Source organism: Streptomyces flavovariabilis, from assembly GCF_000725785.1.
GTDB lineage: Bacteria > Actinomycetota > Actinomycetes > Streptomycetales > Streptomycetaceae > Streptomyces > Streptomyces hawaiiensis.
This window is the reverse complement of record NZ_JNXD01000011.1, coordinates 133,524-158,545: the sequence shown is the minus strand read 5'-3', so window position 1 is coordinate 158,545 and position 25,022 is coordinate 133,524. Positions and strand designations below refer to the sequence as shown.

22 protein-coding genes and 2 pseudogenes are annotated in these 25,022 nt (G+C 70.3%); 11 read left to right on the top strand and 13 right to left on the bottom strand.

The window, feature by feature from the left end:
* Positions 1-12: 12 nt before the first annotated feature.
* Positions 13-912 (bottom strand): D-alanyl-D-alanine carboxypeptidase family protein, encoded by a 900-nt coding sequence (locus IO24_RS0119980; protein WP_031137502.1) that lies wholly within the window; start codon positions 910-912, stop codon positions 13-15.
* 209 nt (positions 913-1,121) lie between these two features.
* Between IO24_RS0119980 and IO24_RS0119975 the strand changes: the two genes are divergently transcribed.
* Positions 1,122-1,772, top strand: a complete 651-nt coding sequence (locus tag IO24_RS0119975; protein WP_031137501.1) for a GntR family transcriptional regulator — start codon at positions 1,122-1,124, stop codon at positions 1,770-1,772.
* Positions 1,769-3,064 (top strand): MFS transporter, encoded by a 1,296-nt coding sequence (locus IO24_RS0119970; protein ID WP_031137500.1) that lies wholly within the window; start codon positions 1,769-1,771, stop codon positions 3,062-3,064. The genes IO24_RS0119975 and IO24_RS0119970 overlap by 4 nt, the downstream gene beginning before the upstream one ends.
* 1 nt (position 3,065) lies before the next feature.
* On the opposite strand, the gene IO24_RS0119965 is transcribed toward IO24_RS0119970, so the two are convergent.
* Together IO24_RS0119965 and IO24_RS0119960 are read right to left on the bottom strand one after the other, a co-directional pair.
* Positions 3,066-3,809, bottom strand: a complete 744-nt coding sequence (locus IO24_RS0119965; RefSeq protein WP_031137499.1) for an SAM-dependent methyltransferase — start codon at positions 3,807-3,809, stop codon at positions 3,066-3,068.
* A 161-nt stretch (positions 3,810-3,970) separates the two neighbouring features.
* The gene (locus IO24_RS0119960; protein WP_031137497.1) at positions 3,971-4,795 is read right to left on the bottom strand and encodes a maleylpyruvate isomerase family mycothiol-dependent enzyme; all 825 of its coding nucleotides are present in this window, start codon (positions 4,793-4,795) and stop codon (positions 3,971-3,973) included.
* Between the two features lie 181 nt (positions 4,796-4,976).
* Between IO24_RS0119960 and IO24_RS0119955 the strand changes: the two genes are divergently transcribed.
* Complete coding sequence (locus IO24_RS0119955) at positions 4,977-5,774, top strand: carbon-nitrogen family hydrolase (protein ID WP_031137496.1); 798 nt, start codon at positions 4,977-4,979, stop codon at positions 5,772-5,774.
* A gap of 19 nt (positions 5,775-5,793) precedes the next feature.
* On the opposite strand, the gene IO24_RS0119950 is transcribed toward IO24_RS0119955, so the two are convergent.
* Both IO24_RS0119950 and IO24_RS0119945 read right to left on the bottom strand, forming a co-directional pair.
* Positions 5,794-6,285 (bottom strand): LURP-one-related/scramblase family protein, encoded by a 492-nt coding sequence (locus IO24_RS0119950; protein ID WP_031137494.1) that lies wholly within the window; start codon positions 6,283-6,285, stop codon positions 5,794-5,796.
* Positions 6,282-6,860, bottom strand: a pseudogene (locus IO24_RS0119945) (helix-turn-helix domain-containing protein); the annotation flags it as partial. The pseudogene IO24_RS0119945 and the gene IO24_RS0119950, both read right to left, overlap by 4 nt.
* On the opposite strand from IO24_RS0119945, the pseudogene IO24_RS0119940 reads away from it, so the two are divergent.
* Positions 6,859-7,752: pseudogene (locus IO24_RS0119940) on the top strand (RNA-guided endonuclease InsQ/TnpB family protein); the annotation flags it as partial. The pseudogenes IO24_RS0119945 and IO24_RS0119940 overlap by 2 nt on opposite strands.
* Before the next feature lie 34 nt (positions 7,753-7,786).
* On the opposite strand, the gene IO24_RS0119935 reads toward IO24_RS0119940, so the two are convergent.
* The 4 genes from IO24_RS0119935 to IO24_RS0119920 all read right to left on the bottom strand — a co-directional run bounded on the left by IO24_RS0119935 (position 7,787) and on the right by IO24_RS0119920 (position 12,277).
* Positions 7,787-8,041, bottom strand: coding sequence for a DUF6458 family protein (locus IO24_RS0119935; RefSeq protein ID WP_031137490.1), 255 nt, complete (start codon positions 8,039-8,041; stop codon positions 7,787-7,789).
* Between the two features lie 88 nt (positions 8,042-8,129).
* Positions 8,130-9,428, bottom strand: a complete 1,299-nt coding sequence (locus tag IO24_RS0119930) for a M18 family aminopeptidase (RefSeq protein ID WP_031137489.1) — start codon at positions 9,426-9,428, stop codon at positions 8,130-8,132.
* A 74-nt stretch (positions 9,429-9,502) separates the two neighbouring features.
* Positions 9,503-11,329 carry an acyl-CoA dehydrogenase gene (locus IO24_RS0119925; protein WP_031137488.1) on the bottom strand — a complete coding sequence of 609 codons (1,827 nt, stop codon included), beginning with the start codon at positions 11,327-11,329 and terminating at the stop codon, positions 9,503-9,505.
* Positions 11,330-11,464: 135 nt separating this feature from the next.
* Complete coding sequence (locus IO24_RS0119920; RefSeq protein WP_031137486.1) at positions 11,465-12,277, bottom strand: intradiol ring-cleavage dioxygenase; 813 nt, start codon at positions 12,275-12,277, stop codon at positions 11,465-11,467.
* A gap of 122 nt (positions 12,278-12,399) precedes the next feature.
* Here IO24_RS0119920 and IO24_RS0119915 point away from each other — a divergent pair, with 122 nt between their 5' ends.
* Entirely contained in the window at positions 12,400-12,864 is a 465-nt protein-coding gene (locus IO24_RS0119915) for an SseB family protein (protein WP_031137485.1), read from the top strand.
* A gap of 42 nt (positions 12,865-12,906) precedes the next feature.
* On the opposite strand, the gene IO24_RS0119910 is transcribed toward IO24_RS0119915, so the two are convergent.
* Complete coding sequence (locus IO24_RS0119910; protein WP_031137483.1) at positions 12,907-13,644, bottom strand: TetR/AcrR family transcriptional regulator C-terminal domain-containing protein; 738 nt, start codon at positions 13,642-13,644, stop codon at positions 12,907-12,909.
* 156 nt (positions 13,645-13,800) lie between these two features.
* Here IO24_RS0119910 and IO24_RS0119905 point away from each other — a divergent pair, with 156 nt between their 5' ends.
* The 3 genes from IO24_RS0119905 to IO24_RS0119895 all read left to right on the top strand — a co-directional run bounded on the left by IO24_RS0119905 (position 13,801) and on the right by IO24_RS0119895 (position 17,621).
* Entirely contained in the window at positions 13,801-15,303 is a 1,503-nt protein-coding gene (locus IO24_RS0119905) for an MFS transporter (protein ID WP_037668073.1), read from the top strand.
* Between the two features lie 175 nt (positions 15,304-15,478).
* Entirely contained in the window at positions 15,479-16,456 is a 978-nt protein-coding gene (locus IO24_RS0119900; protein WP_031137481.1) for a pirin family protein, read from the top strand.
* Positions 16,457-16,541: 85 nt separating this feature from the next.
* Positions 16,542-17,621 (top strand): AI-2E family transporter, encoded by a 1,080-nt coding sequence (locus IO24_RS0119895; RefSeq protein WP_031137480.1) that lies wholly within the window; start codon positions 16,542-16,544, stop codon positions 17,619-17,621.
* On the opposite strand, the gene IO24_RS0119890 is transcribed toward IO24_RS0119895, so the two are convergent.
* Entirely contained in the window at positions 17,576-19,714 is a 2,139-nt protein-coding gene (locus IO24_RS0119890) for a SpoIIE family protein phosphatase (protein WP_031137479.1), read from the bottom strand. The two genes, IO24_RS0119895 and IO24_RS0119890, sit on opposite strands and share 46 nt — an antisense overlap.
* Before the next feature lie 180 nt (positions 19,715-19,894).
* Here IO24_RS0119890 and aspS point away from each other — a divergent pair, with 180 nt between their 5' ends.
* The 3 genes from aspS to IO24_RS0119875 all read left to right on the top strand — a co-directional run bounded on the left by aspS (position 19,895) and on the right by IO24_RS0119875 (position 24,303).
* On the top strand, positions 19,895-21,658 hold the full coding sequence (aspS, locus tag IO24_RS0119885; RefSeq protein ID WP_031137478.1) for an aspartate--tRNA ligase: 1,764 nt from the start codon (positions 19,895-19,897) through the stop codon (positions 21,656-21,658).
* Positions 21,659-21,775: 117 nt separating this feature from the next.
* Entirely contained in the window at positions 21,776-22,762 is a 987-nt protein-coding gene (locus IO24_RS0119880; protein ID WP_031137477.1) for an intradiol ring-cleavage dioxygenase, read from the top strand.
* A 170-nt stretch (positions 22,763-22,932) separates the two neighbouring features.
* The gene (locus IO24_RS0119875; protein ID WP_078899090.1) at positions 22,933-24,303 is read left to right on the top strand and encodes an MFS transporter; all 1,371 of its coding nucleotides are present in this window, start codon (positions 22,933-22,935) and stop codon (positions 24,301-24,303) included.
* A gap of 52 nt (positions 24,304-24,355) precedes the next feature.
* Here the strand turns inward: IO24_RS0119875 and IO24_RS0119870 are convergent, their stop codons facing one another.
* Positions 24,356-24,598: a hypothetical protein gene (locus IO24_RS0119870; RefSeq protein WP_031137475.1), complete on the bottom strand. Its 243-nt coding sequence runs from the start codon at positions 24,596-24,598 to the stop codon at positions 24,356-24,358.
* 43 nt (positions 24,599-24,641) lie between these two features.
* Positions 24,642-25,007, bottom strand: a complete 366-nt coding sequence (locus IO24_RS0119865) for a PH domain-containing protein (protein ID WP_031137474.1) — start codon at positions 25,005-25,007, stop codon at positions 24,642-24,644.
* Between the last annotated feature and the right edge of the window lie 15 nt (positions 25,008-25,022).

Sequence of the window (25,022 nt, the reverse complement as noted above, 5' to 3'; positions counted from 1 at the left end):
CCTGCGTGCGTCCTACCTGGTGAAGCCGTAGTTGAGCAGCTTCGTGGCGTCCGCCTTGCGGGCCTCCGGACCGGTCGAGGCGAGGACCGTGCCGATGACCGTCTTGCCGTTGCGGGTGGCGGCGAAGACCAGGCAGTACTTTGCCTCCGGGCCGGAGCCGGTCTTCACACCGATCGCGCCGCTGTAGCTGCTGAGCAGCGGGTTGGTGTTCTCCCACGGCTTCATCGTCCGCGTGCCGCCGGTCTTGGTGGTCGTCTTCGCCGTGTACTTCTTCGTCTTGACGACCGTGCGGAACGTGGAGTTCTTCATTGCCGCGCTGGCGAGCTTGGTCAGGTCGCGCGGCGTGGAGTAGTTGGCGCCCTTGCCGATGCCGTCGAACGAGTCGAAGTGGGTGTTCTTCAGACCCAGGTTCTTGGCGGTGGTGTTCATCTTGCCGATGAACGACTTCACGCGCGCCGCGCGCGTCGAGCCCGAGCCGAACTTGTCGGCGAGCGCGTACGCCGCGTCGCAGCCGGACGGCAGCATCAGCCCGTACAGCAGCTGGCGGACGGTGACCTTGTCGCCGACGATCAGCTTTGCGTTGGACGCGTAGTTGTTGTCGACGATGTAGTCGCTGTACGCCTTCTGGATCGTGACCTTGCTGTCCATGTTGAGGTTCGACTGCTTCAGCACCACCAGCGCCGTCATGATCTTGGTGGTCGAGCCGGTCGAACGGCGCGTGTCGGCCGCCTTGGTGTAGAGCGACTTGCCGGTCGCGTTGTTCATCACGTAGCCGCCCTTGGCGGCGATGGAGGGCGCCGAGGCGGCCTGCGCCGGCGCGACGGTGAGGGCACCGGTCGCGAGCATGGCGCCGGTGGTGACGGCGACGGCCGCTGCTCTGCGGAGACGGGTGCCCTGAATGCCGGTTATCAAGTGAAGTACCCCGATTGCGTCGAATGCCCCAACGATGCGGCCAGGTTGAGGACGAGGGGAAAGGGGGCCGCACGTGTCTGACTTGTAACTAGCACACGTGGTTGTGCTGTTGCCGAGGGGGACCCCCGCTTTGCCACGGATGTGTGACATTCGAGTCCGCATATTGGACGTATCCATCCATGGGTACCTGTTGTATCTATGCTGTCGGCATGACCCTGGCCGTGAAGCAACCGCCCGCCGCCGACCGCGTCTACGCCCATGTCAAACAGGGCGTCCTGGAGCGCCGCTACGAGGGCGGGACCCTCCTCACCGAGGGCGAGCTCGCCGAAGCCGTGGGTGTCTCCCGCACGCCGGTCCGCGAGGCACTGCTCCGGCTGGAGGCCGAGGGGCTGATCCGGCTCTACCCCAAGAAGGGCGCCCTCGTCCTGCCCGTCTCCGCGCAGGAGATCGCCGACGTCGTCGAGACGCGGCTGCTCGTCGAGGAGCACGCGGCGCGCAAGGCCGTGCCCGCACCGGCCGGGCTCATCGAGCGCCTGGAGGAACTGCTGGCCCGGCAGAAGAAGCAGGCCGCCGCCGGGGACCTCGCGGGGGCCGCCGTCACCGACCGCTGCTTCCACGCCGAGATCGTCCGCAGCGGCGGCAACGAGATCCTCTCCCGCCTCTACGACCAGCTGCGGGACCGCCAGTTGCGCATGGGCGTCGCCGTCATGCACTCCCACCCCGACCGCATCGCCAAAACCCTCGCCGAGCACGAGGAGATCCTCGACGCGCTGCGCTCCGGTGACGCGGAGGCAGCCGTCGGCCTCGTCCACCGGCACATCGGCTGGTTCTCGCACCTGGCCCGCGGGGAGGTCCGATGAGCGCCACCGCGATACCGGGCGACCCGCCGGGCGGCCGCAGGGCGCTGGCCGTCTGGGGCGTCGGCGTCTCGGTCTACTTCGTCGCGGTCATCTTCCGCACGTCCCTGGGCGTGGCCGGCCTCGACGCCGCCGACCGCTTCCATGTGAACGCCTCCGCCCTCTCCACCTTCTCCATCCTCCAGCTGCTGGTCTACGCGGGCATGCAGATCCCCGTCGGCCTGCTCGTCGACCGGCTCGGCACCAAGAAGGTGCTCGCCCTCGGCGCGGTGCTGTTCACGGCCGGGCAACTGGGCTTCGCCTTCTCCCCGTCGTACGGAACGGCGCTCGCCTCCCGGGCGCTGCTCGGCTGCGGTGACGCGCTGACGTTCATCAGCGTGCTGCGCCTCGGCAGCCGCTGGTTCCCGGCCCGGCGCGGGCCGCTGGTCGCCCAGTTCGCCGGACTGGCCGGCATGGCGGGCAACCTGGTCTCCACGCTCGTCCTGGCCCGGCTGCTGCACGGCATCGGCTGGACGGCGGCCTTCGCGGGCAGCGCCGCCGCCGGGGCCGTGGTGCTCGTCCTGGTGCTGCTGTTCCTCAAGGACCACCCGGAGGGTCACGAGCCGGAACCGCTGACGCACCAGGGCGCGGCCTACGTACGGCGGCAGATCGCCGCCTCCTGGCGGGAGCCCGGGACGCGACTCGGCCTCTGGGTGCACTTCACCACCCAGTTCCCGGCGATGGTGTTCCTGCTGCTGTGGGGCCTGCCCTTCCTCGTCGAGGCGCAGGGGCTGTCCCGGGCGGTGGCCGGTGAACTCCTCACGCTCGTCGTGCTGTCCAACATGGTGGTGGGCCTGGTCTACGGCCAGATCGTCGCCCGGCACCACGGGGCGCGGCTGCCGCTCGCCCTCGGAACGGTCGGCACGACGGCGGTCCTGTGGGCGGCGACCCTCGCCTACCCGGGCGCGCACGCCCCGATGTGGCTGCTGATCGTGCTGTGTGCGGTGCTCGGGGCGTGCGGACCGGCGTCGATGATCGGCTTCGACTTCGCCCGCCCGGCCAACCCGCCCGAACGGCAGGGCACCGCCTCCGGCATCACCAACATGGGCGGCTTCGTGGCCTCCATGACCACGCTGTTCGCGATCGGCGTGCTCCTGGACGCCACCGGCGACGACTACTCCCTGGCCTTCTCGGTGGTGTTCGTGCTCCAGGCGGCCGGGGTCTCCCAGATCCTGCGGCTGCGCCGGCAGGCGGCTCGGCGGGAGCGGGAGCGGCTGGTGGCCAGCCGGGTGGAGACGGTGCACGTGCCGGCGTAGGTCAGCGGGCCGCCACCGGTACGAGGGTGAGGTACGCGAGGCCGAGGACGCCGCGGTAGGTGAGCCACCTGGCGCGGTGCCGGTCGGCCCGCTCGCGCGTCTCGGCCGCCAGGGGGTGGTCCGGGTGCTCGGCGAGCCACACCTCGGTGTCCGCGAGGTATCCCGACTCGAACTGCTCCCACTCGTCGAGGCTCGCGGTCTCCGTCCACTCCGGCCTGAACCCCGCGTCGATGGCCAGGCCGATGAGGCCCGCGAGGTCGGGGTGGTCCGTCGCGGCGGCGTCCGGCCACATGCGGGACAATTCGCCCGGGGTGGGGGTGCGCTGCCAGAAGCCCTCGCCGAGCAGGACGCGGCCGTGGCCGGTGACGAGGCGGCGGAGTTCCCTGAGCGCCTCGGGGAGCCGGTCGCCGAGGGCCTGGCTCGATCCCACGCACAGGACGAGGTCGGCAGGGCCCTGGGTGGTGCCCGTGGCGGACTCCTGAAGGAAACGGGCCCGGGACGTCAGTCCGCGGTCTGCGGCGGCCTTGCGCCCTCGTGCCAGGTCGTCGGCGTCCAGGTCGATGCCGGTGCCGGTCGCCTCCGGCGCGGCGGCGAGGATGCGGAGCATCAGCTCGCCCGTGCCGCAGCCGATGTCCAGGACCGTGGTGGGGCGGTGGCGGGTGAGGCGCTGTACGAGGGCGTCGGCCCGGGCTTCGGACAGCGGGCCGTGGAAGGTGAGGCGGGTGCGGTGGGGTGGTGTGGTCATGGTCAAGGACGGTATGGGCTGGGGTTGGGCTACGGCATGGGGTTTTCGGGCCCTGGGCCTTGGTGCTGGGGTCGGGTGGGTCCGCAACCCGGCGGAGCGGGGTGCCGCTGCGCCCACCCGTGCCGCCCCTAGCGGCACGCATGCCCGCAGCCAGGACGTCCCTACTGCGTCACCGTGAAGTTCCTCAGGATCGCCGCCGTCAGCTCCGGGTCGCCCTCCGTCTTCAGGCGGTCGGAGACCGACTCCGGGTTCACCCGGCCGCAGGCCAGGCGGACGTAGGTCTCCCAGTCGAGGGTGAGGGTCGCGGCCGGGCCGAGAGCCGGGGCCGTTTCCAGGGTGCCGCGACCCTGGATGTCGACGCGGATCGTGCGCAGGAACTCGACGGGCCCGTGCACGTCGAGGACGATCGCCGAGCTGCGCGGTGCCTGTGCGTCCTCGGCCACCACGCGCGGGAGTTCGCCGAGCAGCACGTCACGGGCGATCAGCGCGCCGGGGGAGTCGAGGTTGCCGGGCCGGCCGAGGGCCGTGCGCAGGTCCTGCTCGTGCACCCACACGTCGAACGCGTGCCGCCGCATCGACTCCTCGAGGGTGAGCTCGCTGCCGAACGGCCCCCGCACCTTCGTGCCGGGGTCACGCGACTCGTTCCGCAGCTGCCGGTTGCGGCGGATGATCACGTACTCCAGCTCGGAGGTCATCTCCGGCGCCGTGTGGTGGCGGCGGACGTCGACCTGCATCTCCATGTAGCGCTGGTGCTCGTTGGTGACGTGGAAGAGGTCGCGCGGGAGGCTGTGGATGGGGCGCGGGTCGCCGAGCATCTCGCAGTCCAGACCGATGACATGGGAGACCACGTCCCGCACCGACCACCCGGGGCACGGCGTCCGCCGGTTCCATTCGGCCTCCGCGAGCGGCTGGAGCAGCTCGGATATCGCTTCGACGGAGTGGGTCCAGGCGTCGGCGTAGGGCTGGAGGGTGGGATGCAGACTCACGGAACGGGACCCCTCGGCGGTTCGGTCACGGGCAGGTGGTGGCGGCGTTGCCAGTGTGAGGTGGCGGCTGTCGGCGGGCGTCTTGCGAGCTAAGTTACGCTGCTGTGAGGCACCCCGGCAGTGCTTTCGTGTGACGATCGTAGGCCCGAGTGGACGGCTCGAATGCCAGGACGGTGGTAGTGTGCGCGCCTCTGTGATCCAGATCGCCGTAAACGAGGACGAATCGGTCGAAGCGCGCCGCCGACGCGTGGCGGCGATGGTCCGTGAGCAGGCCGGGGCCGACCTCGTCGTCCTGCCGGAGCTGTGGACCACGGGTGCCTTCGCCTACGAGGAGTTCGGGCGCGAGGCCGAGCCGCTCGAAGGGCCGACGTACGAGGCGATGGCGAAGGCCGCGAGCGACGCGGGGGTGTGGCTGCACGCCGGTTCGATCCCCGAGCGTGACCCGGACGGACCGCTCTACAACACCTCCCTCGTCTTCTCGCCCTCCGGCGACCTGGCCGCCGCCTACCGCAAGATCCACCGCTTCGGCTTCGACAAGGGCGAGGCCGTGCTGATGGGCGCGGGCACCGATCTGGTGACGGTGCGTGTGCCGGCGACGACCCTGGGCCTGTCCACCTGTTACGACCTGCGTTTCCCCGAACTGTTCCGCGGCCTCGTCGACGCCGGTGCCGAGACGCTCGTGGTGTCGGCGGGCTGGCCGGAGCGCCGCCGGTCCCACTGGACGCTGCTGGCCCAGGCACGGGCGGTCGAGAACCAGTCGTTCGTCGTCGCGTGTGGAACGGCCGGGACGCACGCCGGAGTTCCCCAGGCCGGTCACTCGATCGTGGTCGACCCGTGGGGCGAGGTGCTGGCTCAGGCCGGTGCCGGCGAGGAGGTCCTCACGGTGGAGTTCGACACGGGGAAGGTCGCGACGACCCGGGAGCAGTTCCCGGCGCTGAAGGACCGGATGCTGGGACTCCGGCCTCCTCGCCGGCCCTGAGAGCACGCCCGCGGGCGGCTCAGTCCTCCCGCTCCTTCTCCGCCAGATGGATCACACACACGGCCACCGCGATCAGCAGCGCGGGATCCGCGTCCTCGCGGACGACGTCCACTCCGTAGGTGTCCCGCACCGTCAGCCACCGCCGGGAGATCACCGCCAGCAGCTCCCCGTCGTACTCGACGGCGAACTCCCGGTCGAGGATCTTGCCGCTGACGTCCAGCTCGTTGCCGTCGGCCAGGGACACCCGGTAGTGGTTGCGCAGCAGGGACAGCCGTTTCCGCCGGATCGTCGCGAGCGGCTCCCCGCTCCGCTGGAGCACCATGGTGTCGCGCAGGGCGAGCATCTTCTGATGGATGTCGACGAGGACGCGTCCCTGGGTGTCCTTCAGCTCCCAGGTGTCCCGCAGCCGCAGGGCCTTGCCGTCGACGAGGAACACCTTGCTGCCGTGCTCGTCCTCGATCCAGTAGTCGTCACCGAAGCCGAGGAGCCGGTCGTACACGAGGAATCTCATGACACCAGGGCTTCCCCGCCGCCCGGTCCGAAACGCCGTCTGTAGGCCGACGGGCTGAGGCCGGTCGCCCGCCGCAGGCGCGTGCGCAGGTTGGCGGCGGTACCGAGCCCGCTCCGGGCCGCCACCACGTCCAGCCGTTCCTCGCCCCGTTCGATCAGCCGGCAGGCCAGCGCCACCCGCTCCTCGATCAGCCAGGCGAGTGGTGTCGTCCCGAGCTGGGCGCGGAAGCGCCGGTGGAGCGTGGCGGGGCTGACACGCGCGCGTGCGGCCAGGTCCGCCACCGTCAGCGGATCGCCCAGCCGCTCCTGCGCCCATGCCAGCAGCGGCGCCAGGGACTCGTCCCGCACGTCCGGCACCGCCCGCTCCACGAACTGCCGCTGCCCGCCGTCCCGGTGCGCGGCGAACACCAGCCGGCGCGAGACGTGGTTGGCGGTCTCGGCGCCGTGGTCGCGCCGCCAGATGTACAGCCCGAGATCGAGCGCCGCCGCGCTGCCGGCGGCCGTGAGGATGTCGCCCTCGTCCACGAACAGCACGTCCGGCTCCAGCAGTACCTTCGGGTGCAGCCGGCGGAACGAGCGCCTGCCCAAGGCTCGTCGGGCGGGGATGCCCACGCACAAGAAGAAGCGTGAGGCGCTGGCGACCCTGAACTACACCAAGCGCGGATTCCGGTTGAGAGACGGCCGTCTGCATCTGGCGGGCGGGATCGTCGTGACCGTGGTGTGGTCGCGGAAGCTGCCTGCTGAGCCGTCCTCGGTGCGTGTGTACCGGGACAGTCTCGGGCACTGGTACGGCTCCTTCGTCGTGCCCGCTGAGGTGCAGCCGTTGCCGGGAGCCGGTCGCGTGCTTGGTGTCGACCGGGGGGTGAAGGAGACCGCGACCACCACGTCCGACGCGCACGATCTTCCCCACGCCGGGCACGGCAGGAAGGCCCAGAAGAGGCTGGCCCGGTACGACCGGATGATGGCCCGCCGCAGGCCGAAGAAGGGGCAGCCTGGATCGAGGGGCTACCGCGAGGCGCGGAAGCTGCGTGCGAAGGCTTGTAAGAAGGTCGCCAGGCAGCGTGCCGACACCGGCCGGAAATGGGCGAAGAAGGTGGTCCGGGACCACGACGCTGTCGCGGTGGAGGACTTCCGTCCCAAGTTTCTGGCCAAGACGACCATGGCCGGCAAGGCCGCGGACGCCGCCATCGGCGCCACCAAGAGGGCTCTGGTCGAGATGGGCCGCAAGCACGGGCGGGACATTCGCCTGGTCCACCCGGCGCACACCACGATGGACTGCGGCAACTGCATGACGAGAGCCAAGCATGTACTGCCGCTGGGTGAGCGCACCTACACCTGCACCGCGTGCGGAGCCGTGTCCCCACGGGACAAAAACTCCGCACGCGTGATGCTTGTCCGGGCTGGTCTCAACCCGGCTGGTGCCGATGGCGCAAGACCTTTTGGAGCGCTGCTCCATGAGGCGGCCTGAGCCAGGAATCCCCTTCCGTTAGGGAGGGGAGGATTCAAACCCCGTATCCGTCGCTGTAGCCGTCCCGGCGGTGGTGGTGTGCCGCCGGGTCTTCGACGACCTGTGTCGTGGGGGGTACCACCACGCGCCGGCGCCTGGCGATGCTGCTGAACGTGGTGACGCCGATCAGTCCGACGATCATCAGGATGATGCCGACCAGGTCGAGGTTGACCCCCTGCATGTCCCAGTCGGTCGCGAACGTGAGGATGGCTCCCACGGCGATGAGGATGATGCATCCGCCGAGGCCCATGTGTGTCGCCTCCCTGTACGGTCCGGTCGTTCCGGTCCCGGAACACCGGGTACCCCCGAGGGGAACACCCATGCGGTGACGGCCCGTTCTACCTCTCCAGGAACGCCGTCAGCGCGTTGGCGAGGAGGAACGGGTCGTCGGCGCCGCACAGTTCGCGGGCGCTGTGCATCGACAGGATGGCCACGCCGATGTCGACGGTCCTGATGCCGTGCCGCGCGGCGGTGATCGGGCCGATCGTGGTGCCGCAGGGCATGGAGTTGTTGGAGACGAACGACTGGAAGGGCACGTCGGCCGCCTCGCAGGCGGCCGTGAACTCCGCGCGGCCCGAACCGTCCGTGGCGTAGCGGTTGTTGACGTTGACCTTGAGGATCGGGCCGCCGTTGACGCGCGGGTGGTGCGTCGGGTCGTGCCGCTCCGCGTAGTTGGGGTGCACGGCGTGGCCCGTGTCGGAGGACAGGCAGACCGTGCCGGCGAAGGCGCGGGCCCGGTCCTCGTAGGAGCCGCCGCGGGCGAAGACCGAGCGTTCCAGCACGTTGCCGAGGAGCGGCCCGTCCGCGCCGGTGTCCGACTGGGAGCCGTTCTCCTCGTGGTCGAAGGCGGCCAGGACCGGGATGGACGCCGGCTGCGCGGACGACGAGGCGACGGCGGCGAGCGCGGCCGTGCCGGCGTGGACCGACAGGAGGTTGTCCATGCGCGGGCCGGCCAGCAGTTCGCGGTCGCGGCCGAGGTAGGCGGGCGGTTCCACGGAGTGGGTCATCAGGTCCCAGCCGGTGACCTCGCCCGCCGGGATGCCGGCCGTCTCCTCCAGGAAGGCGATCAGGTCGCCGTCGCGGACGTCCTGGCCGAGGCCCCAGACGGGCTGCATGTGCCGCTGCTTGTCGAGCTTGAGGCCGTCGGCCGTCACCGAGCGGTCCAGGTGGATGGCGAGCTGCGGGACGCGCAGCAGCGGCCGGTCGACGTTGACCAGGCGCGTCGAGCCGTCGCGCAGGGTCAGCCGGCCGGCGAGACCCAGATCGCGGTCCAGCCAGGAGTTGAGCAGCGGTCCGCCGTAGATCTCCACGGCCACCTGGCGCCAGCCGTGCGCCCCGGTGTCGGGGAGCGGCTTGACGCGCAGGTTGGGGGAGTCGGTGTGGGCGCCGACGATCCGGAAGGGCGTGTGGGGTGCGGCGCCCTCCGGCACGTACCAGGCGACGATCGCGCCGCCGCGCAGCACGTACTTGCCGCCGCTCGTCCCGTCCCAGGCATCCGTCTCGGCGACCTGCCTGAAGCCGGCCTTCTCCAGCCGCTCGGCCGCTGTGGCCACGGCGTGGTACGGCGAGGGGCTCGCCGCCAGGAAGGTCATGAGGTCGTCGGTGTGGCCGCGGTCGAAGCGGGCTGGTTCGGTCATGGGTTCACCTTAACGACGGACGAGGGCCTGTCCCCCTGTGTGGGGAACAGGCCCTCGTCGGAGGACGTGAGGGTCTAGAACGCGGCCTCGTCCAGCTCCATCAGGTCCAGCTCGACGCCCTCGGCGACCTTGCGGGCCAGGGTGACGCCCGGCAGGACGTTGGCGGCGAAGAACTTCGCGGCGGCGATCTTGCCGGTGTAGAAGGCCTTGTCCTTGGCGGAGGCGGTCTCCAGCTTCTCGGCGGCGATCGCGGCGCCCTTGAGGAGCAGGTAGCCGACCACGACGTCACCGGAGGCCATCAGCAGGCGGGTGGTGTTCAGCCCGACCTTGTAGATGTTCTTGACGTCCTGCTCGGTGGCGGCGAGGTCGGTGAGCATCAGGCCGACGATGGCCTCCAGCTCGACCGCGGCCTTGGCGAGGTGCTCGCGGGCACCGGACAGCTCCTCGCCGCCCGTGCCGAGGGCCAGGAACTTCTTGATGTCCTCGGCGAGGGAGTTCAGGGCGGCGCCCTGGTTGCGGACGATCTTCCGGAAGAAGAAGTCCTGGCCCTGGATGGCCGTGGTGCCCTCGTACAGGGTGTCGATCTTGGAGTCCCGGATGTACTGCTCGATCGGGTACTCCTGGAGGAAGCCGGAGCCGCCGAAGGTCTGGAGCGACTGGGCGAGCTGCTCGTAGCCCTTCTCGGAGCCGTAGCCCTTGACGATGGGCAGGAGCAGGTCGTTCAGCGCGTGCTCGGTGGCGGCGTCCTCGCCGGCGGCCTCCTTGATCTGGATCGCGTCCTGGATCGAGGCGGTGTACATCACCAGGGCGCGCATGCCCTCCGCGTACGCCTTCTGCGTCATCAGCGAGCGGCGCACGTCGGGGTGGTGGGTGACGGTGACCTTGGGCGCGGTCTTGTCCATGAAGTTCGCCAGGTCGGGGCCCTGGACGCGCTCCTTGGCGTACTCCAGCGCGTTCAGGTAGCCCGTGGAGAGCGTGGAGATCGCCTTCGTGCCGACCATCATGCGGGCGAACTCGATGATGCGGAACATCTGGCGGATGCCGTCGTGCTTGTCGCCGATCAGCCAGCCCTTGGCGGGGTGCCGGTCGCCGAAGGTCATCTCGCAGGTGTTGGAGGCCTTCAGGCCCATCTTGTGCTCGACGTTCGTGGCGTAGACGCCGTTGCGCTCGCCCAGCTCGCCGGTCTCGAAGTCGAAGAGGTACTTCGGGACGAGGAAGAGGGACAGGCCCTTGGTGCCGGGGCCGGCGCCCTCGGGGCGGGCCAGCACGTAGTGGAGGATGTTCTCCGACATGTCGTGCTCACCGGAGGTGATGAAGCGCTTCACGCCCTCGATGTGCCAGGAGCCGTCCTCCTGCTGCACGGCCTTGGTGCGGCCGGCGCCCACGTCGGAGCCCGCGTCGGGCTCGGTGAGCACCATCGTGGAGCCCCACTGCTTCTCCGTGGCGAACTTGGCTATGTGCTTCTGGACCTCGTTGCCCTCCTCGAAGAGGATGCCGGCGAACGCCGGGCCCGAGGAGTACATCCACACGGCCGGGTTGGCACCCAGGATGAGCTCGGCGTAGGCCCAGATCAGGGAGCGGGGCGAGGTGGTGCCGCCGATCTCCTCGGGCAGGCCGAGGCGCCAGTACTCGGAGTCCATGAAGGCCTGGTAGCTCTTCTTGAAGGACGCCGGGACCGGCGCGGTGTTGGTCTCCGGGTCGAAGACCGGCGGGTTGCGGTCGGCGTCGATGAAGGACTCGGCCAGCTCGTTCTCCGAGAGGCGGGTCAGCTCCTCCAGGATGCTCTTCGCGGTCTCGACGTCCATCTCCTCGAACGGACCGGTGCCGTACACCTTGTCGCGCCCGAGTACCTCGAAGAGGTTGAACTCGATGTCGCGGAGATTCGACTTGTAGTGCCCCATGGCGACGGCTCCCGGCTCCGTAGAGAGATCGGCGAGGCACTGGATCCTCGCGCTAGTTCACGTACCAACAAGTAGCTACGAATGATGCTACCCGTCAGTAATAAGATGCAACCCCATCCGGTCATCTGTGACAGGTCACACCGGAACGGTCAAGGCCGCGGTGTAGCCGTCCGCCGTGCCGCCCGTCATCGCCGCCAGCTGCCGGTCGTGGCCGTCGCTGAAGATGCCGTCGTCCTCCAGGGAGAGGCTGCTCAGGTTCCGCACGCTGTCGCCGTAGCCGTCCGCGGCGTACACCGCGTCGCAGACGTCCTCCGGGAAGGCGAGCTGCGAGGTGTTCGTGATCGACGTGGCCGCGGTGGCGTCGGCCAGAGAGCCGTAGACCTCGAAGTGGACGTGCGGCCAGCGGCCCGGGTAGCAGCCAGGGAAGATGCTCGTGAACGTGACCCGGCCCTTCTCGTCCGTCTCCTGGACGCCCCGCAGGTAGTTCTCCCCGGTGACGCCCTCGGAGTACAGGGAGTAGGCGCCCTCCCGGTCGCAGTGCCACACGTAGACGGCGGCGCCCCGCTTCGGCGTCCCGCAGCCGGAGGCCGCGTCCACCACCGTCAGCGTGATCGTCAGGGGCACCCCCTCGGCGGTGCCGCCCGCGGAGTCGCCGAAGCTCCGGGTGATGTCGCTGCGGACGACCCCGCTCTCCTTGAGCACGTTCACGCCGTTGGAGCCGTCGCCGGGGAAAGGGCCGGCCGTCTCCTCGGGGATCTCCGCACACCCCGCGGACGAGGCGGACGAGGAGGGGGAAGCCGAGGTCGTCCCCTCCGGCGTACAGCCCACCAGCGGGAGCAGGCTCGCGCCCGCCATCAGCCGGATCATCCGGCGGCGGGCGAGGACGGGGAGGTCGTGGGAGAGGCCTCCGCCGTGCTCGGGCGGGTCCTCGTCATGGCGTCCGTTCATGACACGACGCTACGAGCGGCGGCCGCGGCGATCCACAGAGCGGGCGCTGTCAAGTCGCTGTCGGTTTGCCGGGACCGCCGTACCGGCCCGCCGGCCCGTCCGCTCTCGGTACGCTTGCGCTCATGTACGGCTACGACCAGACAGCGGGCCCCCAAGGGCAGTACGCCCCTCCGCAGCAGCCGATGTCCGGCGGGTACGGGCAGCAGCAGCCGCTGTACCCCGAGCCGTCCCCGCCCTCCCTCACGGACGCGGTGCGCGCCTTCACCACCGGGCAGATGGCCGCCGAGGACTTCCAGCAGGTCTTCGCGACGTCGAAGGTCTACTGCCCGCGCGGCGACAACCCCGGTTTCCTCGCCCTGCACAACACCCAGCAGCCGGTGATCCCGATGTTCAGCACGCTCAAGGAGCTGCGCCGGTACGCGGGCAAGGAGTCCAAGTACTTCGTGATCACCGGGGCCGAGGTGCTGGATCTGCTGCCGACCGGCTACGGCTTCGTCCTCGACATGGAGGGCGAGCACCGCATGGTGTTCGACGCGAAGGCCGTGGAGCAGATGGTCGAGTTCGCCATGCGCCGCATGTATGGCTAGACGCCATTGCTGCGCAGACGGCGGCTGACACCCGCCCCTGCGCTATTGCGGCAGGCGCAGCGCCAGGCCGTCCAGGACGACCTCCAGGCCGTAGGCGAACTTGTCGTCGCGGATCCGGGCCGGGTCGACGGCCAGGTCGGTGGTCCCGGCATCGGCGGCCGCCAGGTGGTCGTAGCCGGTGGAGACCTGCCGGGCCGTGGGCAGCAGCCGGGCGACGAACTCCGACTCGCTCTCGCCGGAACGGGCGACCGTGGTGAGCCAGGCGGCCTCGGTGGTGCTCATGCCGATGACGTACGAGAAGACGGCGTCGATCGCGCGGCTCGGCTCGGGGAACCCCGCGGCGGTGAACAGGGCCGCGAGGCGCTCCGAGAAACTCATGTAGTTGGGTCCCAGGTAGGCGAGCCCCGCCTGCCCCAGCACCAGGGGCAGCCAGGGGTGCCGTAGCGCCGTCGTGCGGAAGGATCCGGCCGCATCGGTGACGGCCGCGCGCCAGTCGGGACCGTCCGCCGACGGGACGTGGATCTCGGCGGCGACCTCGTCCACCGCGAGCTCCATCAGCTCGTCCTTGGTGGCGACGTGCCGGTACAGCGAGGTCGCGCCGGCGTTCAGGCGGGCGCCGAGCTTGCGCATGCTGAGCGCCTCGATGCCCTCGGCGTCGAGCATCACGATCGCCTCGCGCACGATCGCGTCCCGGCTGAGCGCGGGCTGGTCGGTCCGGCGCTGCTCACGGGCCCAGACGGACGGGATCGGGCTCTTGTCCGTCGTCCTGCTCCTGCTCATGCGTGCTCCTCCGGGGTGGACCCTCTGTGTGCGAACAGCGTGCGCAACCAGCGTACAGAACTCAAGTATTGCGCACACTGTTCCGCTGTGCGTACAGTGTGCGCATCGAAGGAACGGTGTTCGCAGTGAGCGAGCCGAGTGAGTCGGAGGGGAACTGTGACGGAAGCCCGCAATCCACGCCGCTGGTGGATCCTGATCGTGCTGTGCCTCAGCACGCTGGTCCTGGTCGTCGACAACATGGCGCTGACGGTCGCGGTGCCCGCGCTGACCGAGGACCTCGGGGCGAGCGCCCAGGACACCCAGTGGATCCTCGACTCCTACGTCCTGGTCTTCGCCGGGCTGCTGCTCACCTCGGGAAGCCTGGGGGACCGCTTCGGGCGCCGGAAGGTGATGCTGATCGGGCTGCTGTTGTTCGGGGCCGCGTCGCTGGGGGCGGTGCTCTGTTCCACTCCGGCCGAGCTGATCGCGGTGCGGATCGCGATGGGCGTCGGCGGGGCGCTGATCATGCCCTCGACGCTGTCGATCCTGATCACCGTCTTCGACGAGGACGAGCGGCCCAAGGCGATGGCCGCGTGGGGCTCGGTGTCGATGCTGGGGCTGGTCGGCAGTCCGGTGCTCGGCGGGGTGCTGATCGACCACTTCGCCTGGCAGGCGATCTTCCTGATCAACGTGCCGATCGTCGCGCTCGCGCTGCTGGCCGGGGTGCTGCTGATGCCGGAGTCGAAAGCTCCCTGGCAGAAGCCGGACCCGCTGGGCGCGGTGCTGTCGGCGGTGGGCATGACGGCCCTGGTGTGGTGGATCATCGAGATCCCGCAGCACGGCGCGTTCGGCGGCCGCTCCCTGGTCATCCTGGCCGTCGCGGTGGCCGCCCTGGCCGGCTTCGTGATCTGGCAGAACGTCACGCCCACGCCGATGGTCCCGCTGGTCCTCTTCAGGCATCGCGACTTCAGCGGCGGCTCGCTCTCCCTGGCGCTCGTCCAGATCGGCAACGCCGGTCTGCTGCTGGTCCTGACCCAGTACCTCCAGTTCGTGCTCGGCTGGTCCGCGGTCAAGGCGGGCCTGGCCTTCCTGCCGCTGGCCGTGGCCGCGCTGGCCGGCAACGCGGCCGGGGCGCAGCTCGCCGTGAAGGCGGGCAACCGGTTCGTCATCCTCGGCGGGATGCTGCTGATGGCCGCCTCCTTCGGGCTGCTGACCACGCTCAGCGCCGACAGCGGGTTCACGGTCCCGGCCGTGGCGCTGGGGATCCTGGGGCTGGGCGCCGGTCTGGCCATGCCGGCCGCGGTGGCCGCTTTGATGAGCACCATCCCGGAGGACAAGGCGGGCGTCGGCTCGGCCCTCAACGACACCGTCCAGCAGTCCGGCACCGCCCTCGGCATCGCGATCCTCGGCTCCCTGCTCTCCGGCGGCTACGCGGACGAGATGCCGGCCGGTGTCCCGGAGCAGGCCCGCGAGTCCATCGGCGGGGCGCTGGCCGTCGCCGGGGGCGACGCGGAACTGGTGCGGGCGGCGCGGGAGGCCTTCGCCGCCTCGATGTCGACGACCTTCACGATCAGCGCGATCGGCGTTCTGGCCGCGGCGGTCGTGGCCACGCTGGTCATGCGGGGCCGCAAGCCCGCACCGGCCGGGGCCGTGGGCGAGGAGCGCGAGCTGGTCGCCTGACAGGGTCGTACGAAGGCCGTCACCCCGCTGCCGGGGCGGCGGCCTTTCGCCATGCCGGTCTCCCGTGGTTCGCTGCGCCGTCCCCCGGGCGGGAATGCCCTCCCGGTTTTCTCTGTTTGGGGTGGCAGGAAGTTCAACGCTCAACTAAACTGGGCGTACACGAGGAGGAACCGACATGCCTGCAGTGACCGTCGAGAACCCGTTGACGCTGCCCCGCGTGACCGCGCCGGCCGACGCCGTGGCACGTCCCGTGCTCGCCGTCACGACCGCTCCGAGCGGTTTCGAGGGCGAGGGCTTCCCGGTGCGCCGGGCGTTCGCGGGGATCAACTACCGCCATCTCGACCCGTTCATCATGATGGACCAGATGGGCGAGGTGGAGTACGCGCCGGGCGAGCCCAAGGGCACGCCGTGGCACCCGCACCGCGGCTTCGAGACCGTCACGTACATCATCGACGGCATCTTCGACCACCAGGACTCCAACGGCGGTGGCGGCACCATCACCAACGGGGACACCCAGTGGATGACCGCCGGCTCGGGCCTGCTGCACATCGAGGCCCCACCCGAGCATCTCGTCGTGTCCGGCGGCCTCTTCCACGGCCTGCAGCTGTGGGTGAACCTCCCGGCCAAGGACAAGATGATGGCCCCGCGTTACCAGGACATCCGCGGCGGCTCGGTCCAGCTGCTCAGCACCCCCGACGGCGGCGCCCTGCTGCGGGTCATCGCCGGTGAGCTGGACGGGCACGCGGGCCCCGGCATCACCCACACCCCCATCACGATGGTCCACGCGACCGTCGCACCGGGGGCGGAGCTCACGCTGCCGTGGCGCGAGGACTTCAACGGGCTGGCGTACGTGCTGGCCGGCCGCGGCAGTGTCGGCCCCGACCGCCGCCCGGTCCACATGGGCCAGACCGCTGTCTTCGGCGCGGGCTCCTCGCTGACCGTCCGCGCGGACGAGAGGCAGGACTCCCACACGCCGGACCTCGAGGTCGTGCTGCTCGGCGGACAGCCCATCCGCGAGCCCATGGCCCACTACGGCCCGTTCGTCATGAACACCAAGGAAGAACTCATGCAGGCCTTCGAGGACTTCCAGAAGGGCCGCCTGGGCACGGTGCCGGCGGTGCACGGCATGACCGCGAGCGGTCCGCAGGACTGACGCGGCACCGGGGCGGCTGACGCCCCGTCACCCCGGCGGGCCTCCCTGACGGGACGGCTCGCCGGGTGCGTGATCGGGTGGAGGGGTGCAGGACACCCAGCAGGCCCCTTACCTCCCCGGCCCCGCCCGGCGCCTCGCCGCCTGGTGCGCGCTGCTCCTGCTCGTCGCCGGTGTCGTCTACGTCGGCATCCGGCTGGTCGTGGAGTTCCGGACCGCCGTCGTGCCCGTGCTGCTCGCGCTGCTCGGGACGGCGCTGCTCGGGCCGCTGCACCGGCGGCTCGTGAAGGCGGGGGTGCCCCGGTCGGTCGCGGCCGGGCTCACCTGTATCGCGGTGGTCGCCGTGGTCGGCGGGGCCGTGTACATCGTGGTCGCCGCGCTCATCGACACCGGTGACGAGATCGTCGACTCGCTCAAGGAGGCCGCCCGGGGCGTCTCCGAGCACTTCGGGGCGGCCGGCACCTCGCTGGACGACCTCGCCTCCAACGCCCGGGAACTGCTCCGCAAGTTCGGCGGTACGGCTGCCTCCGGCGTGATCAGCGGCGTCAGCGTGGTCGGCGAGTCCATCGCCATGGCCGTCCTCGCGCTGCTGCTCGTCTTCTTCTTCCTGCGCGACTCCGACAAGGCCGCCGGAACGCTGCGATCCCTGTCGCCCCGCGGGTCGGCCGACACCCTGGAGGCCATGGCGCGGCGGGCCCTGAGGGCCGTCGAGGGGTTCATGCGCGGCACCACCCTCATCGCCCTCATCGACGCGCTCTGCATCACCGTGGGACTGCTCGTCCTCGACGTGCCCGGCGCGGCCGGACTCGGTGCGCTGGTCTTCGTCGGCGCCTACATCCCCTACCTCGGGGCGTTCCTCTCGGGCGCCGTGGCCGTGCTGGTCGCGCTGGCCGACCGGGGGTTCGTCATCGCGCTGTGGGCGCTCGGCGTGGTCCTCGCGGTGCAGGTGCTGGAAGGGCACGTGCTCCAGCCGATGATCCAGAGCCGGACCGTGCAGATGCATCCGGCGGTGGTGATGGTGACGATCACGGCCGGAGCGTCCGTCGCCGGAGTGCTCGGCATGCTCCTCGCCGTGCCGCTCACCGCCGCGGCCTTCGGCGTCGTCCAGGAACTGCGCACCCGCTACGGCGACCAGGAGCCGTCTCCCGAGCCGTTCAGGGACTCGTAGAGCTCGAACCAGATGCTCTTGCCCTCGCCGCGCGGGTCCACGCCCCAGGCGTGCGCGAGCAGTTCGATCAGCACCAGGCCGCGGCCGGAGGACGCCAGCTCCCCGGGGCTGCGCTTGTGCGGCAGGTCGTCGCCGCCGTCCGTGACCTCGATCCGCAGCCGCCGCCCTCCCACCTCGCCCGTGATCTCGGCGACCAGCAGCGCGTCGGAGTCGGTGTGCACGAGGACGTTCGTCAGCAGCTCGGACAGCAGCAGCACCGCCGAGTCGACCTGGTCGGGCGAGGCCCAGTCGTGCAGCAGCTCGCGCAGTTGCTGCCGGGCGACGGCGACCCGCTCGGGTTCGGCCTGAGCGACGGTCAGCACCGAGCGCCGCACCTGAGGCCGTACGGTCATCGCGTCACCGCAGCCGCAGCCCTCGCCGTCCCGGCTCAGCAGCAGCATCGCGATGTCGTCCTCGCGGCGGTCCGCCAGCGGGCCGGTGGTGTGATGCGAGGACGGCCCGTGCACGGCCTGCACGAGGGTGTCGGCCAGCTCCTCCAGATCGCCCTTGTGGTCCTCCAGGATCACGCGCAGTCGCCGCCAGCCGGTGTCCAGGTCGTGGCCGCCGGTCTCGAGCAGGCCGTCCGTGCAGATCAGCATGGTTTCGCCGGGTTCCAGCGCGAGCCGGGTCGTGGGGTAGTCGGCGTCCGGGTCGATGCCCAGCGGCAGACCGCCCGACGTCGGCCGGGTCAGCACCGTGCCGTCGGCCATCCGGATCGCCGGGTCCGGATGCCCGGCACGGGCGATGTCCAGCACCCCGGTCGCCGGGTCGACCTCGACGTACACGCAGGTCGCGAAGCGCGGGTCGGCCGGGTCCTCGTCGCTGATGCCGTGCAGGAAGCGGGAGGCACGGGAGAGGACGGCGTCGGGGCGGTGGCCCTCCGAGGCGTAGGCGCGCAGGGCGATGCGGAGCTGGCCCATCAGGCCCGCCGCCCGTACGTCATGGCCCTGGACATCACCGATGACCAGGGCGAACCGCCCGCTGGGCAGCGGGATCACGTCGTACCAGTCGCCGCCGACCTGGAGTCCGCCGCCGGTGGGGACATAGCGGGCGGCGACGCTCATGCCCGGGATGCGCTGCGGCCCGAGCCTCGGCAGCATCGTGCGCTGGAGCCCGTCGGTCAGTGCCCGCTCGCTCTCGGCCACGCCCGCCCGGGTGAGGGCCTGCGCCAGCATCCGTGCCACCGTCGCCAGCACGGACCGCTCGTCCGGGGTGAACGCCACCGGGTAGGTGAACGCCGCCATCCACGCGCCCATCGTGCGCCCGGCCACGGTCAGCGGCAGGAACGCCCAGGAGCGGCGGCCGAAGCGCTCGGCGAGCGGCCAGGTCAGCGGATAGCGGGCCTTGTACTGCTCGGCGGAGGACAGGTACACGGCGCGGCCGGTCCGCACCACCTCGGCGGCCGGGTAGTCCGTGTCCAGCGGCATGTCCGAGAAGGGGCTTTCGGTGCCGGTCTGCTGCCCGTGGTGGCCGATGATCGTCAGGCGATCGCCCGAGACGCCGAACACCGCCAGCCCGTCCGGGGAGAAGCCGGGCATCGACAGATTCGCCGTGACCCGCAGGACCTCCTGGGTGGAGCGCGCCTCGGCCAGCGCCCGGCCCGCGTCCAGCAGGAACGCCTCCCGCGAACGCCGCCAGTCCCCGGTCACCGCGCTGCGCCCGGCCGGGGTGCCGGGCGTCGGCTCGGTGACCTCCTGGAGGGTGCCGATCAGCCGGTACGCCTTGTGGACCCGGTCGAAGGACGGCTTGGAGCGGCTGCGGACGATCCGGACGACCCGGCTCTGCTCGTCCATGATCCGGATCCGGACCTCGGCGAGGGTTCCCTCGGCCACGGCCAGCTGGATCACGCCGGTGATCTCGTTCCAGTCGACCGGGTGCAGCCGGGCCCGGGCCTGGGCCTCCGTGAGGCTGACCTGCTCGGCGGGCAGCCCGAGCAACCGTGCCGCCTCGGCGTCGACCGTGACCAGCCCGGTGGCGGTGTCCCAGTGCCACAGGCCGGTCGCGAGGGCGGCGAGGGCCTCCCCCACGGCGGGCAGGGGCTCGCCAGTGCGCATTGCCCTACCTTAAGAACAGGCGGTCGAACACTGCCACCGATAGCGGACGTGTGCCCGACCGACGGCGACCGCGTGCCCGATCGTCAAACTGTGGAGAGCCGATCTTCGCCTGCCCGGTACGCTGGGGACCAGTTTCACGTGAAACACAGACCCCGATCAGCGAAGACTGGATGAACGACGATGCATCGGTACAGGTCCCACACCTGCGGCGAGCTCCGCTCCTCTGACGTCGGCAGCGACGTCCGGCTGAGTGGCTGGCTGCACAATCGGCGCGACCTGGGCGGCATCCTCTTCATCGATCTGCGCGATCACTACGGCATCACGCAGCTCGTGGCCCGTCCCGGCACCCCCTCCTACGAGGCCCTCGACAAGCTCTCCAAGGAGTCGACCGTCCGCGTCGACGGCAAGGTCGTCTCCCGGGGCGCCGAGAACATCAACCCCGAGCTGCCGACCGGTGAGGTCGAGGTCGAGGTCGGCGAGGTCGAACTGCTCGGCGCGGCCGCCCCGCTGCCGTTCACGATCAACACCGAGGACGGCGTCAACGAGGAGCGGCGCCTGGAGTACCGCTTCCTGGACCTGCGTCGCGAGCGCATGCACCGCAACATCCTGCTGCGCACGTCGGTCATCTCGGCGATCCGCCACAAGATGACGGCGCTGGGCTTCAACGAGATGGCGACGCCGATCCTGTCGGCGACCTCCCCCGAGGGCGCCCGCGACTTCGTCGTCCCCTCCCGCCTGAACCCGGGCAAGTTCTACGCCCTCCCCCAGGCGCCCCAGCAGTTCAAGCAGCTGCTGATGATCTCCGGCTTCGACCGCTACTTCCAGATCGCGCCCTGCTTCCGTGACGAGGACGCGCGCGCCGACCGCTCGCCGGGCGAGTTCTACCAGCTCGACGTCGAGATGAGCTTCGTCGAGCAGGAGGACGTCTTCCAGCCCGTCGAGAAGCTCATGACCGAGCTGTTCGAGGAGTTCGGCGGCGGCCGCCACGTCACCTCGCCGTTCCCGCGGATCCCGTTCCGCGAGGCGATGCTGAAGTACGGCTCCGACAAGCCCGACCTGCGCGCCCAGCTCGAGCTCGTCGACATCTCCGACATCTTCGAGGGCTCGGAGTTCAAGGCGTTCGCCGGCAAGCACGTGCGGGCCCTGCCCGTGCCGGACGTCTCCGGCCAGCCCCGCAAGTTCTTCGACCAGCTCGGCGACTACGCCGTCTCGCAGGGCGCCAAGGGCCTGGCCTGGGTCCGCGTCGCCGAGGACGGCTCGCTGTCCGGCCCGATCGCGAAGTTCCTCACCGAGGAGAACGTCGCCGAGCTGACCAAGCGCCTGTCGCTCGCGGCCGGCCACGCGGTCTTCTTCGGCGCGGGCGAGTTCGACGAGGTCTCCAAGATCATGGGCGCGGTGCGGGTGGAAGCCGCCAAGCGTGCCGGGCACTTCGAGGAGAACGTCTTCCGGTTCTGCTGGATCGTCGACTTCCCGATGTACGAGAAGGACGAGGAGACCGGCGCGATCGACTTCTCGCACAACCCGTTCTCCATGCCGCAGGGCGGTCTGGAGGCCCTGGAGACCCAGGACCCGCTGGACATCCTCGGCTGGCAGTACGACATCGTCTGCAACGGCGTCGAGCTGTCCTCCGGCGCGATCCGGAACCACGAGCCGGAGATCATGCTCAAGGCCTTCGAGATCGCCGGGTACGACCGCGAGACCGTCGAGGAGAAGTTCGCCGGCATGCTGCGCGCCTTCCGCTTCGGCGCCCCGCCGCACGGCGGCATCGCCCCGGGCGTCGACCGCATCGTCATGCTGCTCGCCGACGAGCCCAACATCCGCGAGACCATCGCCTTCCCGCTCAACGGCAACGCCCAGGACCTGATGATGGGTGCGCCGACGGAGCTGGAGGAGGCGCGGCTGAAGGAGCTGCACCTGTCGGTGCGCAAGCCGCAGCCGAAGTAGGCGACCTGTGGGGAGTGGCTCGGAACCGGCGCCGGTTCCGAGCCACTTTCACACCCAGGGCTCTCACCCAGCTCGCACCCAGGCTCCTGACAGCCGCGCTGCCTAGCTTCCCTTCCCATGACGGGACACGAGACGGCCCAAGGGCCGAAACGCAAAAGGGACCTGACACGCCGTAAGGTCGTCGCCGCGGGCGCCGGTGCGGTGGTGGCGGCGGGCGTCGGCGGTTCCTTCGCGGCCGGCGCGTTCGCCGGCGAAGGGACGACGGCCGCCGAGGGGAAGAGCGCCGGGGCCTTCGGCGAGGCCTGCTACAAGCTGACCTCCGAGACGACCGAGGGCCCCTACTACATCGACGCGGACAAGCTCCGCCGGGACGTCACCGAGGACCAGGAGGGCATTCCGCTCACCCTGCGCCTGAAGGTGATCGACTCCGACACCTGCAAGCCCCTGGCGAACGCCGCCGTCGACATCTGGCACTGCAACGCGCTGGGCGTGTACTCCGGGTACGAGTCGATGGGCAGCGGGGGCGCAGGCGGCGGAGGCGGCGGTGGTACGCCACCCTCCGGCACGCCGACCGGAATCCCGACCGGAACCCCCACGGGCGGGCCTCCGGGAGGCGGCGGCGGTGGCGGCGGTGGCGGGGGGCACGAGGAGCCCACCGACGACGAGCGCTATCTGCGCGGCACGTGGCGGACGGACAAGAAGGGCGAGGTCGCTTTCCGCACGGTCTTCCCCGGCTGGTACCAGGGCCGCTGCGTGCACATCCACACCAAGGTGCACGTGAACGGCACCTGGACCGACGCGGGCTACGAGGGCGGCACGACCTGCCACACCGGGCAGCTCTTCTTCGACGAGGCGTCCGTGCTGGCCACGGCCGAGGTCGAGCCGTACTCCACCAACACCACGACCCGCACCACCCTCGACGAGGACACCATCTACCCGGGTAACGGCACCGAGGGCGGGCTGCTGAAGCTGAAGTACAAGAAGGGCGCCATATCGAAGGGCGTCGTCGCGACGCTCACCATGGGCGTCGATCCCGAGGCGACGCAGGACGGCACGGGGGATTCGACCCGGCCGGGCGCGTCGGCGTCGGCGACCGCGAGCTGATGCGGACATGTGAGGCGGACGTGTGCGGGCAGGTCCTGACCGTCCGCCTCGCATTCACATACATGGACTTCTACTCAACCCGTTGACCCGGAACCTGAGCCTCCCTAAGGTCCCTTCGAGAACGCGTACGTGATTGCTGTTCATGTACGTGTACAGCAAGGGAGACAACGATGTCAGAAGCCGCGACCGCCATACCCGAGGCCGAGCAGCGAGCGGTGAGCAAGTTCCTGCGCCGCATGCTGCCGATCCTGGTCCTGATGCTGCTGGTCAACCAGATGGACCGGACGAACGTGGGCTTCGTCCAGGACGAACTGCGAGCCGACGTCGGGGTCAGCGCCACGGCCTACGGGCTCGGCGCGGGCCTGTTCTTCATCGGATACGCGCTGTTCGAAGTCCCCAGCAACATGTGGCTGGAACGGTTCGGCGCCCGGGTCTGGCTGACCCGCATCATGATCACCTGGGGTCTGGTGATCGTGGCGATGTGCTTCATCCACAACGTGTGGATGTTCTACGGCCTGCGCTTCCTGCTCGGTGTCGCGGAGGCCGGCTTCTTCCCCGGTGTGCTGCTCTACTTCACCCAGTGGCTGCCGGACTCCAGCCGCGGCCGGGCGAGCGCGATCTTCCTGGGCGGCTCGGCGACGGCGTACATCGTGACGGGCCCGATCACGGGCGCGCTGCTGGAACTGCACGGCGCGGGCGGCATCGCCGGCTGGCGCTGGATGTTCGCCCTGGAGGGCGCCTTCTCCATCGTGGTCGGGTTCATCGCCGGGTTCTTCCTGGTCTCGCGCATCCAGGACGCGAAGTGGCTCACGCAGGAGGAGAAGGACGCGCTGAGCGATGCGGTGGCACGGGACAAGGAGACACGGGACCGCGCGCCGTCGGTGTCGCGCATGAAGCTGATCTTCCACCCCCAGGTGGCCGTGCTGACGGCGGTCTTCTTCGCGATGGCGCTCACCGGCTACGCGATCACGTTCTGGCTGCCGAGTCTGGTGGAGGAGATCGGCGGACTGTCGCCCTTCCAGATCGGGCTGCTGTCGGCGATCCCGTGGATCTGCGCGGTGATCGCGATGTACACGATGAGCCACTTCACGGACCGGGCCCCGGACCGCCGCCCCTACCTGGCGATCGCCCTGGTCCTGTCCGCCACCGGCACGTTCCTTGCCACACTCGGCTCCCCCTGGTTCGGCCTCGCCGCCCTGACCCTCGCCGCGGTCGGCGGCAAGTGCGCGGCCACCCTGTTCTGGCCGATGGCCCAGTCGGGCCTCGACCTGAAGATCGCGGCACCGGGGCTGGCCCTGGTCAACTCGATCGGAAACCTGGGCGGTTTCGTATCGCCGACGCTCTTCGGCTATCTGAAGGACACGACGGGCACCACGAACGGAGGGCTGTACACGCTCTCGGCGGCGTCGATCCTGGCGGTGGTGGGGGTGGCGTTCGTGCGGCACACCAACAGGGGCGAGCGGACGCCGTCCGGCGGGGAGACCCGCGGCGGTGACGGGGCAGCCGGTCGCGGGCGAGGCACGCTGACCCGAGCCGACTGAGGCTTGAGGCCCGCTCCATGTATGGGGGCGGGCCCTTGCCTTTGTCGGCCGATCACGCGTCGGCGAACAGGTCCTCCGCCGTGGTGGCCGTCAGGGAGCGGTCGAACCGGAGGGTGAGGGTATCGAGGTCGGTGCAGGTGGTGATGCGGTCGCGGATGACTTCGGGAACGGGGATGCCGCGTTTCTCCAGCACGCTCAAGATGGACTCGGCTTTGCTTTCGGCCTTGCCTTCCAGGTACGTCTCCTCGAAGAGGGTTCCCCTGCCCGGGAAGGACCGGAGTGTTGCTGCGTTCACTCTTTCGAGAGTCGGAGAAACGTTCAGCGCATTGCCGAAGTGGTTACCTCGCCACGAACTGGGTCAGGATCGCCTGGACCTCGTAGATGTCGACGCCCTTGGTGAAGGTCTTCTGGATCGGGAGCTGGGAGCCGGAGAGCCAGATCTTGAGTTCGGCGTCCAGGTCGAAGGTGCCGGCCGTTTCCACCGCGAAGTGGGTGATGCTGCGGTAGGGGACCGAGTGGTACTCGACCTTCTTGCCGGTGATGCCCTGCTTGTCGATCAGGATCAGGCGGCGGTCGGTGAAGAGGATGGTGTCGCGGATCAGCAGGTACGCGGCGTGGACCTGCTCGCCGTGGCCGAGGAGGCGGGCGTAGTCCTGCTGGGCGGATGCCGGGTTGACGGTGTGTGCGTTGCCGAACAGTGCCATGGGTGTCCCCCCACT